We start from the raw sequence: 14,021 nt of genomic DNA, 5'->3' as shown, positions 1-14,021 counted from the left end.
AAATGGTCTCGACGGGTTCCCGACTAAGGTTCCCGAGTGATCAAGGTTCCAAGACTCAAAATTAACCGTCATGGTGTTTATTGCCTTCGCGTCTACTACCGTAGCGCAGAAGGCAGACTGTGCGAGACCCTCCACAGCCTAGGCACAAAATCCCCCAGTCTCGCCCGTATCCTTGCGTTAAAGTTCAACGAAGCCTTTGAACGACAACGCGCCATGAACCAGCCCACAAAAATCCCCAACCTCGACGGCATCGCCAACAAATTCGAGTTGGACTTGTCCAGGGGCATCATGAAAGCGGACGGCGCAGAGGATCACGCCCGCATGATCGAGGCCATCGAAGCTTATAAAGCGATAAATGGCCGACTTCCGCCGCTACAAGAAGCCATGAACATGGGCAGGCCAGCCCAACCCCTGCCCGAACTCCTCAAACGCCCCGTGGCCCGCTCCATGGTGTTCAGCGAAGCCATTAAGGGCTATTTGGCCGAGAAACAGCACGACAACGCCAAGCGCACACTCTACGAAAAGGGGCTTTTGTTCGACGAGTTCAAGGGCCTATTAGGGGACTTGGAAGTAAACCTGTTCGACAAGCCCACCCTTGTCCAGTGGAAAAACCACGAAATGAACAAAGGGGCAGGGGCTAGCCGTATCAATAAACGCCTAGGCTTCCTGAACGATTTTTTCAATTGGTGCATTGGCAACGGCCACAGCCAGCACCAAGCCAGCCCCGTGGAAGGCTTGCTGATCAGCACCAAGGGCAAATTAAAGAAAAAACAAGAGCATTGGAAATCGTTCAGCGATGACGACCTGAAAGCCATTTTTGGCGCAGGCTACCCCAAAGCCATGCCAAAGCCTGATCACTATTGGATTCCACTGGTGGCCCTGTATTCAGGGGCACGATTGAACGAAATCGCAGGCCTGCCCATTGAACAAGTCCGCATGATTGACGGGGATCAGGTCATGGAGTTCAAAGAAACAAAGACCAGCACAGAGGGCCGCATTGTTCCCATCCATCAAACCTTGATTGATCTGGGATTTTTGGCCTATGCGGAGCAGGTGAGGGGGGCAGGTGCTGAACGACTGTTTCCCCACCTTGTAGACGGTAATAACGGCTACGGAAAGAACGCCGCCCGACAGTTCGCCCTATGGCTGGATGATTTGGGGATTACAGACCGCCTAAAAGTCTTCCACAGCACCCGTTCCACAATTATCACGCGACTCCACAACGCAGACGCAAACCCCGCCCACGCCATGCAGATCACTGGACACGAAGGCGTTCAGGTCCAGAACATGCATTTCCAGACCTACACCCACGGCATGGGATTGGCTCAATTGCGCGACACCCTGAACCGTGTGCGTTATTCATTTGATCTTGAAGCCCTGAGACTGGAAGACCCCAAATATCAGGCATTTTTGAGGCGCTGGAATATCCAGAATGAGCGCAAAAAACGACTCAACAAGTCATGATGCCTCATTTATTTTTTTCCAAAAAATTAACGAGGTTATTTTTCTGAAAATAACACAACTCAAAAAGAAAAGAGCCAAAAGAAATACAAGAGACATAAGACAAAGGTCCCGTTTTATCATGAAAATCGTCCCGTAACCCGCATGGTTATTGGGTTTTCTTGTTTTTTCGAAGATTAAGAAAAATTGGTGCGCACGCCAATTTCAGTTGGTGCCCGCACCAATTTTTCAAAAATTTGACAAATTGGTACCCATGCCCTATTTTAGGTTATCTATAACCATTTAAAGGGGGATATACATGGTAAAAAAATCAAGTTGCGTTAAGGTTTCGACCGATAAAGATAGAGTTCAAAGTGTCGTTGATGCTATTAAAGGCGATGCCACTATTTTCATCGGTGAAACGAGGGTAAAAAGTCAAGTCGAATTCGTTATGTTATTCGGCGCAAACTTTGACGCTGTTTTGAAAAAGCATAAATTCTTCATGAATGATATGCGCGTTTTGTTTGCCGTTTTACATAAAATGACCTATGGCAATCAATTAAGTATCAAACAAAAATCCATCGGCGCAGAGTTGGGCATGGACTCTTCAAATGTCTCAAAGTCATGGAATAAATTATTAAAAGCTGGCATTTTTGTGAAGGACGAACACGGAAATGAGTTCGTGAACTTTGATCTTTTTTTGAAGGGCAAAGGCAAAACCGTTGGTGAAAAATTTGAAGAACAAGCGGCGCTCAGCCATGATGTTCTAGCCAAACAGGACATAAAAACAAAGCGCCCATTCAGAGCAAAAGCCCCAGAAAAAGCACCCGTAGCAAAACGCATTGCGCGCAAGGTGGCTAAAAAAACAGATATTCAAACAGACAGAAAATTTTGAGGGTGTCAATATGAAAAAAGTAAAATTTAGCGATATTAAAACACCATCCGAATTAAATAACAGAATTCAAATAAAAGGGAATGAGAAAATTTTAAGTTTTGGAAATCAGGGAAATCGTGGAAGTTTTTCGCAATGGCTTAATGAGTCTGGAAATCAAGAGGATAAAGTTATTGTTAACTATTCTTCAATGTACGGCACGCATTCAATCATAAGATATTTCAATTTGGCAAAAATAGAAAAGGAATTATTGATGAAAAAGGCTGGCATCAAACTTAAAAAGCGATCACATAAAGCACTATAAAGGGCTCGCGCCCTCGTCGCTATGCTCCTCACCCCGACAGGCTACGCCTGTCTTTTTTGTGGAGAAGAAGAAATTCAAAACCAAAGAAGGCGAAGCCTTCGGGGTGAATTGGGCTCGAAGAGACCAAGAGGGCGCGAGCCCTTTTCCCCCGACCCATTAGCCGACTTCTACGCCCGCCAAGGGGTAAGCCACTGCAAGACTGCCAAGCCCTGTAAAACACGTTAAAAAGTGATTTATCTAACGGGGCGAAGAATCCATTGATGCTAAAGTTAAGTTCACCTACCTACAGGAGTCACCACCGTGAGCGAACTCAACCAACGATTGATCAATGCGGCCTTATATGAAACCTTGACCGCCAAACAAGAAGGCTTAAACATTGCGAATTCAACGCCAGCGCGAAGGAGTGGAGGTGGAGGAGTGGACCCCGCCATCGCCAGAATCCGCATGAATCAAATGGCCGAACGTCTTGAACAAGCCGAAGCCGCCCTCGCCGAAGCCAATGCCGTCGTCGCAGACTGGCAATCTGCCATGGAAGCCTGGAAAGACCTCGCCATCACCCTCCGCGAAGAAATCAAAGCCTGCCCCAACCACGAAGCCCATCAATTCGGGAAAGATGACGAGGCTAGAACAAAATTATTGCATAAAAAAGAAGATGAAGCGCGAGCCAAACGAAACCTCAAACCGAAACATTCCAAATAAAAAATCCCGCCAAATGGCGGGATTAGTTTTTTAGCCTTTGGCTGTTTCATCTCCACTGGTATTCCCAGCACCGCCCTGCGGCTTTGGTCCAACAAAGGACGGATCGTTGGGGTTACCAGCGCGAGAAGCTGGGTTTCCTGAATTACCGCCTTTAGAAGCTCCATAGTTAACAATATCACTGACATATAGTTTGGCGCCATAGTGATTTGCCCCATGTTTTACACGGCTACGTTCCCAGCGGTTGTAATCTGCGCCAGAAGCCACCCCAAGCCCAGCCTCTGCGCGTGCATTGTCAAACTCGCCCCGTGTGAAAAAGGGGCGGGCATGGGGTAAAAGAAAAATTTAAATTCTCGAATTCAAATACTCAAAATCTTTTGGTTCCAAATTGCGTTTGAGCAATTCAATGAGATAATTTTTTGTTTTTTCATCCGTTGTTTTACTCATGAAGTTCAATAACGCCGCACCTGCCAAAACCTTTTTTCGTGTCTCTTCGGTGCGTGTCTTTTTATCATTTAACGCTTTTAATCTTTTAAAAGTCGTTTCGGCTTTTTTCAATTTTTCCTCGGCTGCTTTTAACTTTTCATCGTAGTTCATGAATATCCCCCGCTTGACTTATTTATCAATATCTATTTAACTTAGTTAAAGCCTCTCAATAAGTCAAGCCCCATAAAAATCATGCTAATCAAAAATATCCTCACTATCTCTGACAAAAGGAAGAGCGCACCTAGAAGTTTCTCCCTTCGGGCCGTTTCGCTTCGCTCCACTAGAAACTTCAAAACCACTTCGTGGTTTTTCGTCGCGGTCAGGGCAAGGCCCCGACACCCCATGGAAATAATCAGACGCGCGGCGGGATAATATGGCGATTTACCATCTTCAATGTAATATCGGAAGCAAGCCAGAAGGGCACAGCGCAGGCGCTAAATGTGCCTATATCACCCGCACAGAAGCCTATGCAAAAAAGGCCGACGAGTGCGCCTACACGGCCAGCGGCAACATGCCGAAATGGCCCAAGACCAACCCACAGGAAGACCCCGCGCATTACTGGAAAGCGGCGGACATTTACGAGCGAGACAATGGGCGGCTTTATCGTGAGATTGAGATCGCTTTGCCCCGAGAGTTGAACCTTGATCAACAAAAGGCGCTTTGCCATGCCTTCGCCGAAAAAATCACAAACCTGAAAGGCGAGGGGGGGAAATTGCCGTTCACCTTTTCGATTCACACGGACAAGGACAACCACAACCCACACTGCCACCTGATGATTTCCGAGCGCATCAATGACGGACTGAACCGCAACGCTTCGACATGGTTCAAGCGCGCCAACAGCAAAGAACCCAAAAAAGGCGGCGCGGTCAAATCTCAGGAATTGAACGGCAAACAATGGCTGAACCCGACCCGCGAGACATGGGCAACCATGGCCAATGAAGCCTTGAAAAACGCTGATCAAAAAGCAACCATTGACCACAGGAGCAATGAGGCCCGAGGGATCGAAAACATCCCCCAAAAACACATGGGGGCGAAGTGCGTAGGCATGATGAAGCGCGGGGCACACTGCCAGCGCGGCCCTAACATTGAAATGTTCAACAAGGGGGCCAAGTTTCAAAAAGACTATTTGCCAGCCCCACACAGCCGCGCAAAACTGCCCATGAAAGCCATGCGGCAGGTTCACACCCGTGTTTCCTCACCATTGCGCAAGGATGGCAGCTTGAAGACATGGAAAGAGATCGCGGACGAGTTGTCCCAACAATTCGCCCAACTCATGAAAATTTGGCATCAAACAGAAATGGACAAACTTCGCCGCGAGCGTGAGCGGATCGAGCAAACCATGGGCGGAATCAATTTCAATTTTGGCCCTGCGGCGAGGCCAACAACTGCGACCCGAAAGATGGGCGGACCCTGACAGCGTAGCAATATAAAAAAACGCCTAGGCAATCAAGGCCCCCAGCGTGTCAGGTATCATTCAGCCACTCGGGACCCGTTCCCGAGTAAGTGTCCCTACAATTTGCCCGTTTTTGGCCCTTTTCGTCGAAAATTCCTTTTGATTTCAATGGGTTGCTGACCGTGTGGAATATTTCCCCATCAGCCACCCCAAAATTTAAAAAGCCCTTGCAGTTGTGCAAGGGCTTTTTTTTATTCCTGGCTTGTTTCAATTCATCAGCAGCACCGCACAAAGGCGGTGCCTGTGCTTTAGGTGTTCACCATCACCAGTTTGCCTTTGACGCCGCGTGAGCCCATGTGGGCGTAGGCGGCTTTGAGTTCGCTCATGGGCATGGTTCGGTCGATCACGGGTTTGATCTTGCCTTGGCCGTACCACTGGGCCAATTCGCCCATCATGGCGGCGTTGGCTTGGGGTTCCCGTTTGGCAAAGTCTCCCCAGAACACGCCGACCAAAGACGCGCCTTTGAGCAGCGGCAGATTCAGGGGCAGGGATGGGATGGGGCCACCTGCAAAGCCCACGATCAAATAGCGGCCGCGCCAGGCGATGGAGCGGAAGGCGGGCTCGGCAAACTCGCCCCCCACGGGGTCATAGATCACATCGGGGCCTTTGCCTTCGGTCAGGGTTTTGAGGGCTTCGCGCAGGTTTTCGGTGCTGTAGTTGATGGTGGCATCCGCGCCGAGTGATTTGCACAGCGCACACTTATCGTCGGTCGATGCGGCAGCAATCACTTTGGCGCCCATGGCTTTGGCGATCTGGATGGCGGCAGTGCCCACGCCGCCTGCGGCGCCCAGAACCAAAACCGTTTCGCCAGCTTTGAGTGCAGCGCGGTCCACCAGGGCGTGGTGCGATGTGGCGTAGGTCATGATGAAGGCGGCGGCATCGACTGCGGGAAAGCCTGCTGGCAGCGGCATGCACAACTTGGCGGGGGCCAGGGTATGGGTGCCAAAGCCGCCCGTGCCCGACAAACAGGCCACGCTTTGACCGACTTGGAGGTGGGTCACGCCTTCGCCCACGGCTTTGACAACACCTGCGTATTCCGAGCCGGGCACAAAGGGCAGCTCGGGCTTCATCTGGTATTTGTTCTGAACGATCAGCAAATCGGGAAAGTTCAGGCTGGCTGCCTGAATTTCGAGCAGAACTTGTCCGGCGCCGGGGGTGGGTGTGGGCAGTTCTTTCCAGGTGAGCGAGTCGACCCCAATGGGGTTTTCGCAAAGCCAAGCGTGCATGCATTACTCCTTGTTGAATGTGTTCAGTGGTGGGCATCTTAGGCAAAGCGGTGGCGCGGGCCATGTCCCCCGAGCGACCAGCCCGTAGCCCTTGCATTCTTGGCCCGCCCGGGGACATTCGGCCCTCTACAATCAGTACCCTCACTGGGACACTGCATGAAAATTCTCATCTCCAACGACGATGGATTCCGAGCCGAAGGCATTGTGGCGCTGTTCAACGCGCTCAAAACCGTCGCCGATGTTGAAGTGGTGGCCCCAGAGCACAACAACAGTGCCAAGTCCAATGCTTTGACCTTGCACACCCCCTTGTATGTGCACCATGCTGACAATGGCTTTCGCTATGTGAATGGCACCCCTGCCGACTGTGTTCACATTGCGCTGACAGGCTTGTTGGGCTACCGGCCTGACTTGGTGATCTCAGGTATCAACAACGGCGCCAACATGGGGGATGACACCCTGTATTCGGGCACCGTGGGCGCTGCCATGGAAGGCTTTTTGTTTGGCATTCCTTCCATCGCGGTGTCTCAGATGGAAAAAGGCTGGGGCCATCTGGATGCGGCGGCACAAACGGTCAAGACCATGGTCCTGCAGATGCAGGCGGTTTCCATGCTGGAGACCAAGCCCTGGCTGCTCAATGTGAACATTCCCAATTTGCCGCTGGCTCAAATCAAACCTGCCAAGTTGTGCCGCTTGGGGCGGCGCCATTCGGCCGAACCGGTCATCACGCAGCTTGATCCCCGAGGACAAACCATGTACTGGATCGGTAACGCGGGTGCTGCCATGGATGACAGCGAAGGGACCGATTTTCATGCTGCCAGCCACGGCCATGTGGTGGTCACCCCGCTCAAGGTGGACTTGTCTGATCACGATCAGTTGGGCCACTGGTCTGACGTTTTTGTGCGATTGAACGCACCGGCCATCGCATGAGTCAGCGCCCGGGCTTTCCAGTCAAACTCTCGCAAACGGGCGCAGGGCCTTTGCAGCGCAAGCCGGGGCCCGTGGCTGTCAATCCTGCAGGCACACTGGCTGCTTCTGCCATGCCGCGCGTGGCATTGGCGCCTTCCGGCTTGGGGCTGGATTCGGGGGCTGTGCGTGCTCGCATGGTGCGTCAATTGGCTGCGCAGGGCGTTAAGGATTTGCGCGTGCTCGACGCCATGGGCCGTGTGGAGCGTCATCGTTTTGTGGAAAGTGCGTTGGCTAACCAAGCCTATGAAGACACCAGTTTGCCCATTGGCTTGGGTCAGACCATCTCCAAACCCAACGTGGTGGCCAGAATGATCGAGCTGTTGTGCCAAGGCGCAACGGGCAAATTGGGCCGAGTGCTGGAGATTGGCACCGGTTGCGGCTACCAGGCAGCCGTGCTCAGCCAGGTGGCGACCGAGGTCTACAGCATCGAGCGCCTGCGCGGATTGCATGAAAAAGCCCGTGACAACCTGCGCCCTTTGCGTTTGCACAATGTGCATCTGATTTTTGGGGATGGCATGCTGGCCTATCCCAAGGGGGCGCCTTATTCAGGCATCATTTCCGCTGCAGGGGGGGATGCCATTCCCCAAGCCTGGCTGGATCAGTTGGGCATGGGGGGGCGCCTGGTGGCCCCCACCGTCACGCAGGCGGGCCACCAGGCGCTGGTGGTGATCCAGAAAACACCCCGAGGTTTTGAGCGGCAAGTGCTCGAAGCCGTGCATTTTGTCCCTCTAAAATCGGGCGTTGCCTGAACGATTGACCCTCCATGATGACCTTCCATCGCGCCCGATCCGTGGTTTTGACAGCCTGTGCTGTCGCCGTGCTTGCGGCTTGCTCGTCTTCCTCCCGGATTCCGGCGCCAGTAGAAGACCGCCTGGGCACGGGGCGACCCGCAGCGGGCGCCACGCCCAATGCCGTCAAGCCGCTGCCAGGGGCAGAAAACGCAGGCAAGCCCGGCTATTACACCGTCCAACGCGGCGACACCCTCATGCGCATTGGCCTGGACAGCGGTCAATCCTGGCGTGATCTGGCCCGCTGGAATGGCCTGAGTAATCCCGATGTGATCGAAGTCGGCCAGGTGCTGCGCGTGGCGCCGCCTGGGGCAGCTGTTGAAGCATCCGGCGTGGTGGTGCGTCCAGTTGCGCCATCGGGGGAATCCACGGCGGCCACCACGGCGGCCAAGCCTGCCGCTGCGGCCCCTGCATCCCCTGCGCCAGCCACCCCGGCCAGCGCGATCAACGACGAAGGCCTGGGCTTCATTTGGCCTGCCAACGGCACGCTGCTTGCGGGCTTTGATGAAGCCAAGAACAAAGGCCTGGACATTGCAGGCAAGGCGGGTGAGCCGGTGCTGGCCTCAGCCGATGGTCAGGTGGTTTATGCCGGAGCGGGTTTGCGCGGTTATGGCAACCTCATCATCCTCAAGCACAACAACACCTTTTTGACGGCCTACGCCCATAACCAGGAACTGCTGGTCAAGGAAGACCAGAAGGTGCGCAAAGGCCAGAAAATTGCTGAAATGGGCAAGTCCGATGCTGACCGTGTGAAGCTGCACTTTGAGGTGCGCCGCCAAGGCAAACCCGTCGATCCCGCCAAACTCTTGCCCGCCCGCTGAGGCGCAAGGCGCGCATGCCCTGGCCCGTCCTGGTTTTTGACATCGAGACCGTGCCCGACATGGCCGGTTGGCGGCGTTTGAACGGTGCCGAGCCAGAACTGACCGACGCCCAACTTCATGCCCAATGGCAGGCGGAACGTGCCGCCAAGGGGCAAAGCGACTTCATGCCGCTTTATCTGCAACGCATCCTCGTGATCAGCTGTGTGTTTCGCAACGCCGACGGCTTGCGTGTGCACTCGTTTGTGGACCGTGACGGCCACAGCGAAGGCCGCATCATCCAGACGTTTTTCAATGCCATCGACAAGCATTCACCCCAGCTGGTGAGCTGGAATGGCAGTGGTTTTGACCTGCCCGTGCTGCACTACCGGGGCTTGCAGCATGGCGTGGTGGCCGATAAATACTGGGATATGGGCGATGATGACCGCGAGTACAAGTGGAACAACTACATCTCGCGCTACCACATGCGCCACCTGGACCTGATGGACTTGCTGGCCAAATACACGCCCAAAAACAACGCACCCATGGATGCACTGGCCAAGCTGTGCGGCTTTCCGGGCAAGCTGGGCATGGACGGCTCGCAGGTGTATGCGCAGTACCTGGCCGGGCAGACCGAAGACATCCGCCGCTATTGCGAAACTGATGTCATGAACACCTACCTGTTGTATTGCCGCTTTCAGCAAATGCGCGGCGGTTTCACCGAGGCCGAATACGCGCAGGAGATCGGCTTGGTCAAAGACAGCGTGGCCGCTTTGGGCAGCCCACAAGAGCCCCACTGGCAGGAATATCTGCAAGCCTGGGTCTGAAGCCCCGAAAGATCGGCCTTGTGTCCTGAGACAATCGGGGCATGAGCGAACAACAAGATCTTTCTATTCCCCCCAGCGAAAGCCCCAGCAGCGACGATTTGCCCGAAGGCTGGTTGCGCGTGGGCGCCCTGGACATGGATGCCCAGGGCATCGCCCGCCGCCCAGACGGCAAAGTGGTGTTCATCGAAGGCGCCTTGCCCTTTGAAATCGTCTCGGTCAATGTGCACCGCAAGAAAAACAACTGGGAACAGGGCGTCGTCACCGACATCCACCACGAATCGTCCCAGCGCGTGCGCCCTGGCTGCCCCAACTTCGGCCTGCACAAAGGCGCCTGCGGCGGCTGCAAGATGCAGCATCTGGAGGCTTCGGCCCAAGTGGCCATCAAGCAGCGCGTGCTCGAAGACAACCTCTGGCACCTGGGCAAAGTCAAACCCGAAACCATGCTCCGTCCCATTGAGGGGCCGACCTGGGGTTATCGCTTTCGCGCCCGCATGTCGGTGCGCTATGTGCTCAAAAAAGGCGAAGTACTCATTGGCTTTCACGAGCGAAAGAGCCGCTACATCGCCGACATGAAAATCTGCCCGATCCTGCCGCCGCATGTCAGCCGCATGCTCATGCCCTTGCGCGCCTTGATTGCCCAAATGGAGGCCCGCGAAACACTGCCCCAGATCGAACTGGCCTGCGGCGACTCTGTCACCGCCCTGGTGCTGCGCCACCTGGAGCCGCTGTCAGACGGCGACAAACAGCTGCTGCGCGCCTTTGCCGCCGAGCATGGCGTGCAGTGGTGGCTGCAGCCCAAAGGGCCAGACACGGTGCATTTGCTCGACGAGGGCGGTGCGCAGCTGGCCTACAGCCTGCCCGATTTTGGCGTGCACATGCCCTTCAAGCCGACCGACTTCACCCAGGTCAATCCTTACATCAACCGCGTGCTGGTCTCGCGTGCCCTGCGCCTGCTGGGCGCTCAAAAGACCGACCGCGTGATCGACTGGTTCTGTGGCCTGGGCAACTTCACGCTGCCGATTGCCACGCAGGCGGGCGAGGTGCTAGGCATCGAAGGCGCTGAAGCCCTGGTGGCCCGCTCGCGCCAGAATCTGTCGCACAACCAGGCCCTGCGCGCAGGGCAAGGCCCGCTGGCCCCCACCACTTTTGTGGCCCGCAACCTGTTCGAGATGACGCCCGCCATGTTGGTGGCCGATGGGGTGGCTGACAAATGGCTGGTCGATCCACCGCGAGAAGGCGCTTTTGCCCTGGCCAAAGCCCTGGCCGAGCTGCACGAAAACCACGAACTGCGCCAGGGTTGGACGCCGCCCCAACGCATTGTTTACGTGAGCTGCAACCCCGCAACCCTGGCCCGAGATGCAGGCCTGCTGGTGCACCGCGCCGGTTACCGATGCGTGGCCGCAGGCGTGATCAACATGTTCGCCCACACGGCGCATGTGGAAAGCATGGCGGTGTTTGAGCTGGCCTGAGTGCGACCTGCACCATGAAAAAAAGGCTCCCTCAGGAGCCTTTTTTGTGGGTGGCATGAGCCACTTGGCACAGGTCAGTCCCGTTCGCCACCCATGATGCCCAGCAAGGCCAGCAGGCTCTGGAACACGTTGAAGATGTCCAGATACAGGGCCAGTGTGGCGCTGATGTAGTTGGTTTCGCCGCCGTCGATGATCTGTTTCAGGTCATACAACATGTAGGCGCTGAAGATGGCGATGGCCAGGGTGGACAGGACCATCATGCCCACCGATGAGCCGACAAATACATTGACGATGCCGCCGACCATCAGCACCAGGGCGCCCACAAACAGCCACTTGCCCATGCCGGTCAGGTCGCGCTTGATGGTGCTGGCCAGACTGGCCATGACGAAGAAGACACCCGCTGTGCCTGCAAAGGCCGTCATGATGAGTTCCGAGCCGTTCTTGAAGCCCAGCACCATGCCGATCATGCGCGAGAGCATCAGACCCATGAAGAAGGTAAAGCCCAGCAAAACGGGCACGCCCGCAGCAGAGTTCTTGGTTTTTTCAATGGCAAACATGAAGCCGAAAGCGCCAGCCATGAAGACGATCAGGCCCAGACCGCCTGTCAGTGATCGGGTGATCCCGGTGGTCACGCCCAGCCAGGCACCCAAGATGGTGGGCAGCAGGCTCAGCGCCAGCAGCCAGTAGGTGTTGCGCATCACGCGGTTGCGGCTGACGGCGTTGTCATGGCCCCAGTCGGTGGTGTTCAGAGTGCGAAGGTCGCTCATGTGTTTCTCCTGTTCATACCCTGTATTCAGGGCTGATGCATTGTAGGGTCGCCTCGATGGAGCAGGGCAATGACCGCATAGGCATGGGGTTATCCGGGTGAATCAGTTTTGCGTTGAAGTGTGAAATCCGCGCTCGTGTGCGCGTGTATGCTTGCGGTTTTATTTTTTCGACCTGTAAAACCATGAAAACCCAATCCGTCCTCGAACTGTCCGACGCGCAAGCCATTGCCGCAGCTGCTCAAGCCGAAGCCCAGAAAAACAACTGGAACGTCAGCATCGCCATCGTGGACGCGGGCGGTCATTTGCTGCACTTCCAGCGCCTCAATGGTGCGCCCCCCATTTCTTCCCACATTGCACCCGCCAAGGCCCACACGGCCGCTTTGGGGCAGCGCGAGAGCAAGGTCTATGAAGACGTCATCAACGGCGGCCGCTATTCCTTCCTCTCAGCGCCCGCCGTGGAAGGCATGCTTGAAGGTGGCGTGCCGATCATGAAGGACGGTGCCTGTCTGGGCGCTGTGGGCGTCAGCGGTGTCAAGTCCAACGAAGACGCCCAGATTGCCAAAGCCGGTATCGCCGCTATCGGTTTGTGAGGATGCTTGGTGGGTCGGTACTACAAGATTCCGATCTGGGTGGGCTTGGCGCAGGCCCATGTCGGGGCGGAAGCTACAGCGTTGGTCCACCTAAAAGCCGATGCCTATTCATCAAAAAAGCCCGCAACTTGTGCGGGCTTTTTTGATGGTGGGTCGTGACCTTGAGAACAGCTTACCAGCTGTCATCGTCCGAATTGGCGCCGCTGTCGCCGTCCCAATCGTCACCCGTTCCGGCGTCAAATGCCCCCAAAGGCGCGGCATTGGGTGAATCGGCAGACACAAGGCCCTGGTTGTCGGCCCAGCTGTTGCCGCTGGGCACAGGAGCCGATGGGTTGTGGTGCTCGCCTTCGAGGGCTTTGGACAAGGCGTAACCCGCCGCCACACCCGCCAGACCGCCGACCACCGCACCTGCAACGGTGGAACCACCAGAGGGCGCTGCGGCCGGGTAGCCGCTGGGGTAGCCCGTGGGATAGCCAGCAGGTGCTGGCGCGTAGCCTGGCTGACGCCCGAATGCGGTGGACAGCGGACCACCTGCAGGTGGTGCTGGCGGGGCATAGGCCGGTGTCGGGGTCTGTACCGCAGGGCGGTTCATGCGGATCAGCAGGGCGATCACGCCCAGGACAGCGATACCGATCCAGACATAGGTCAAGGAAAAGCCGCTGCCGGACGATGCTGGCGCTTGAGGGGCGGCGTGTGTGCCTACCGCCTTGGCGGGTTGGGCATTCAGCTGAACTTGAGAACGCTCCAGCAGGTCTTTGAACTGCTTGTCGCTGCTGGCGAACTTGAGGCTGGGGTCAATGGATTGGGCCTGAACTAACTCAGCGTGGGCTTCTGATGCGCGGTTTTCACGCAGCAGCACCTGGCCGAGTTCGTAGTGCGCCTTGGCGCTTTGGGGTTTGGCGGCGATCACCTCGCGCAGCATGGACTCGGCCTGCGTCAGGTGGCCTTGCGAGACTGCGGTTTCAATGTCCTTGGGGGCGGGCAATGCGAGCGCCAGCGCAGATGCCGCCAGCGCAGTGCAGACCAGCAATGACTTCAGAAGTGTGGACAGGGGTTTGATCATGGTTCCTCTTTGAAACAACAGGGTTTGCCAATCTATCCGCAAAACAGCACGGGGTTGCGACGGATTCGTAAAGATTTGCAACGGTCTGGTAGATGGCTGCTGCGTGGTGGTTTTCAAGGGGCCTGGGGGGGGGGCCGGTTCGAGGCCCAAAAAATCCCTGTCGGACTCTTCGAGTGTCGACCTACACGGCAAAGCATGTGGTTTCCCGTAGGTCGGTGGCTTCAGCCCCGACAGGGCCTGCGCCGGAGCCCTCAATG

At 55.7% G+C, this 14,021-nt stretch carries 14 protein-coding genes; 10 read left to right on the top strand and 4 right to left on the bottom strand.

The features are described 5' to 3' along the window. Positions 1-213 precede the first annotated feature (213 nt). The 3 genes from B9Z51_RS08580 to B9Z51_RS08570 all read left to right on the top strand — a co-directional run bounded on the left by B9Z51_RS08580 (position 214) and on the right by B9Z51_RS08570 (position 3,335). The gene (locus B9Z51_RS08580) at positions 214-1,464 is read left to right on the top strand and encodes a site-specific integrase (protein WP_108373692.1); all 1,251 of its coding nucleotides are present in this window, start codon (positions 214-216) and stop codon (positions 1,462-1,464) included. 295 nt (positions 1,465-1,759) lie between these two features. After that, positions 1,760-2,335 carry a hypothetical protein gene (locus tag B9Z51_RS08575; protein WP_108373690.1) on the top strand — a complete coding sequence of 192 codons (576 nt, stop codon included), beginning with the start codon at positions 1,760-1,762 and terminating at the stop codon, positions 2,333-2,335. Positions 2,336-2,936: 601 nt separating this feature from the next. Then, on the top strand, positions 2,937-3,335 hold the full coding sequence (locus B9Z51_RS08570; RefSeq protein WP_146187724.1) for a hypothetical protein: 399 nt from the start codon (positions 2,937-2,939) through the stop codon (positions 3,333-3,335). 342 nt (positions 3,336-3,677) lie between these two features. Here B9Z51_RS08570 and B9Z51_RS08565 read toward each other — a convergent pair whose 3' ends face one another. Beyond that, positions 3,678-3,929 (bottom strand): hypothetical protein, encoded by a 252-nt coding sequence (locus tag B9Z51_RS08565; protein ID WP_108373686.1) that lies wholly within the window; start codon positions 3,927-3,929, stop codon positions 3,678-3,680. Positions 3,930-4,191: 262 nt separating this feature from the next. Between B9Z51_RS08565 and B9Z51_RS08555 the strand changes: the two genes are divergently transcribed. Next, positions 4,192-5,232 (top strand): MobA/MobL family protein, encoded by a 1,041-nt coding sequence (locus B9Z51_RS08555; RefSeq protein ID WP_108373682.1) that lies wholly within the window; start codon positions 4,192-4,194, stop codon positions 5,230-5,232. Between the two features lie 287 nt (positions 5,233-5,519). Here the strand turns inward: B9Z51_RS08555 and B9Z51_RS08550 are convergent, their stop codons facing one another. Beyond that, positions 5,520-6,497, bottom strand: coding sequence for an NADPH:quinone oxidoreductase family protein (locus B9Z51_RS08550; RefSeq protein ID WP_108373680.1), 978 nt, complete (start codon positions 6,495-6,497; stop codon positions 5,520-5,522). Positions 6,498-6,653: 156 nt separating this feature from the next. On the opposite strand from B9Z51_RS08550, the gene surE reads away from it, so the two are divergent. The 5 genes from surE to rlmD are packed head-to-tail and all read left to right on the top strand — an operon-like array spanning position 6,654 to position 11,344. Further along, positions 6,654-7,424 (top strand): 5'/3'-nucleotidase SurE, encoded by a 771-nt coding sequence (surE, locus tag B9Z51_RS08545; protein ID WP_108373678.1) that lies wholly within the window; start codon positions 6,654-6,656, stop codon positions 7,422-7,424. After that, complete coding sequence (locus B9Z51_RS08540) at positions 7,421-8,212, top strand: protein-L-isoaspartate(D-aspartate) O-methyltransferase (protein ID WP_108373676.1); 792 nt, start codon at positions 7,421-7,423, stop codon at positions 8,210-8,212. The genes surE and B9Z51_RS08540 overlap by 4 nt, the downstream gene beginning before the upstream one ends. 17 nt (positions 8,213-8,229) lie before the next feature. Next, a complete protein-coding gene (locus B9Z51_RS08535; protein WP_108374883.1) occupies positions 8,230-9,072 on the top strand; it encodes a peptidoglycan DD-metalloendopeptidase family protein in 843 nt (280 codons plus the stop codon). Positions 9,073-9,086: 14 nt separating this feature from the next. Beyond that, the gene (locus B9Z51_RS08530; RefSeq protein ID WP_108373674.1) at positions 9,087-9,875 is read left to right on the top strand and encodes a 3'-5' exonuclease; all 789 of its coding nucleotides are present in this window, start codon (positions 9,087-9,089) and stop codon (positions 9,873-9,875) included. A 41-nt stretch (positions 9,876-9,916) separates the two neighbouring features. Further along, positions 9,917-11,344, top strand: coding sequence for a 23S rRNA (uracil(1939)-C(5))-methyltransferase RlmD (gene rlmD / locus B9Z51_RS08525; RefSeq protein ID WP_108373672.1), 1,428 nt, complete (start codon positions 9,917-9,919; stop codon positions 11,342-11,344). 74 nt (positions 11,345-11,418) lie between these two features. On the opposite strand, the gene B9Z51_RS08520 is transcribed toward rlmD, so the two are convergent. Continuing rightward, positions 11,419-12,111, bottom strand: coding sequence for a Bax inhibitor-1/YccA family protein (locus B9Z51_RS08520; RefSeq protein WP_108373670.1), 693 nt, complete (start codon positions 12,109-12,111; stop codon positions 11,419-11,421). A gap of 182 nt (positions 12,112-12,293) precedes the next feature. Between B9Z51_RS08520 and B9Z51_RS08515 the strand changes: the two genes are divergently transcribed. Continuing rightward, positions 12,294-12,701, top strand: coding sequence for a heme-binding protein (locus tag B9Z51_RS08515; RefSeq protein ID WP_108373668.1), 408 nt, complete (start codon positions 12,294-12,296; stop codon positions 12,699-12,701). Positions 12,702-12,873: 172 nt separating this feature from the next. Here the strand turns inward: B9Z51_RS08515 and B9Z51_RS08510 are convergent, their stop codons facing one another. Further along, entirely contained in the window at positions 12,874-13,764 is an 891-nt protein-coding gene (locus B9Z51_RS08510) for a tetratricopeptide repeat protein (RefSeq protein WP_158272853.1), read from the bottom strand. Between the last annotated feature and the right edge of the window lie 257 nt (positions 13,765-14,021).

It is taken from the genome of Limnohabitans sp. T6-5 (genome assembly GCF_003063315.1).
Lineage (GTDB): Bacteria > Pseudomonadota > Gammaproteobacteria > Burkholderiales > Burkholderiaceae_C > Limnohabitans_A.
The sequence above is the reverse complement of the archived record's forward strand: the minus strand, read 5'-3'. Positions and strand labels throughout refer to the sequence as shown.

Coding starts and splice junctions, on each gene's coding strand:
- B9Z51_RS08580 (WP_108373692.1), top strand. CDS start 214: ATGAACCAGCCCACAAAAATCCCCAACCTCGACGGCATCGCCAACAAA.
- B9Z51_RS08575 (WP_108373690.1), top strand. CDS start 1,760: ATGGTAAAAAAATCAAGTTGCGTTAAGGTTTCGACCGATAAAGATAGA.
- B9Z51_RS08565 (WP_108373686.1), bottom strand. CDS start 3,929: ATGAACTACGATGAAAAGTTAAAAGCAGCCGAGGAAAAATTGAAAAAA.
- B9Z51_RS08555 (WP_108373682.1), top strand. CDS start 4,192: ATGGCGATTTACCATCTTCAATGTAATATCGGAAGCAAGCCAGAAGGG.
- B9Z51_RS08550 (WP_108373680.1), bottom strand. CDS start 6,497: ATGCACGCTTGGCTTTGCGAAAACCCCATTGGGGTCGACTCGCTCACC.
- surE (WP_108373678.1), top strand. CDS start 6,654: ATGAAAATTCTCATCTCCAACGACGATGGATTCCGAGCCGAAGGCATT.
- B9Z51_RS08540 (WP_108373676.1), top strand. CDS start 7,421: ATGAGTCAGCGCCCGGGCTTTCCAGTCAAACTCTCGCAAACGGGCGCA.
- B9Z51_RS08535 (WP_108374883.1), top strand. CDS start 8,230: ATGACCTTCCATCGCGCCCGATCCGTGGTTTTGACAGCCTGTGCTGTC.
- B9Z51_RS08530 (WP_108373674.1), top strand. CDS start 9,087: ATGCCCTGGCCCGTCCTGGTTTTTGACATCGAGACCGTGCCCGACATG.
- rlmD (WP_108373672.1), top strand. CDS start 9,917: ATGAGCGAACAACAAGATCTTTCTATTCCCCCCAGCGAAAGCCCCAGC.
- B9Z51_RS08520 (WP_108373670.1), bottom strand. CDS start 12,111: ATGAGCGACCTTCGCACTCTGAACACCACCGACTGGGGCCATGACAAC.
- B9Z51_RS08515 (WP_108373668.1), top strand. CDS start 12,294: ATGAAAACCCAATCCGTCCTCGAACTGTCCGACGCGCAAGCCATTGCC.
- B9Z51_RS08510 (WP_158272853.1), bottom strand. CDS start 13,764: ATGATCAAACCCCTGTCCACACTTCTGAAGTCATTGCTGGTCTGCACT.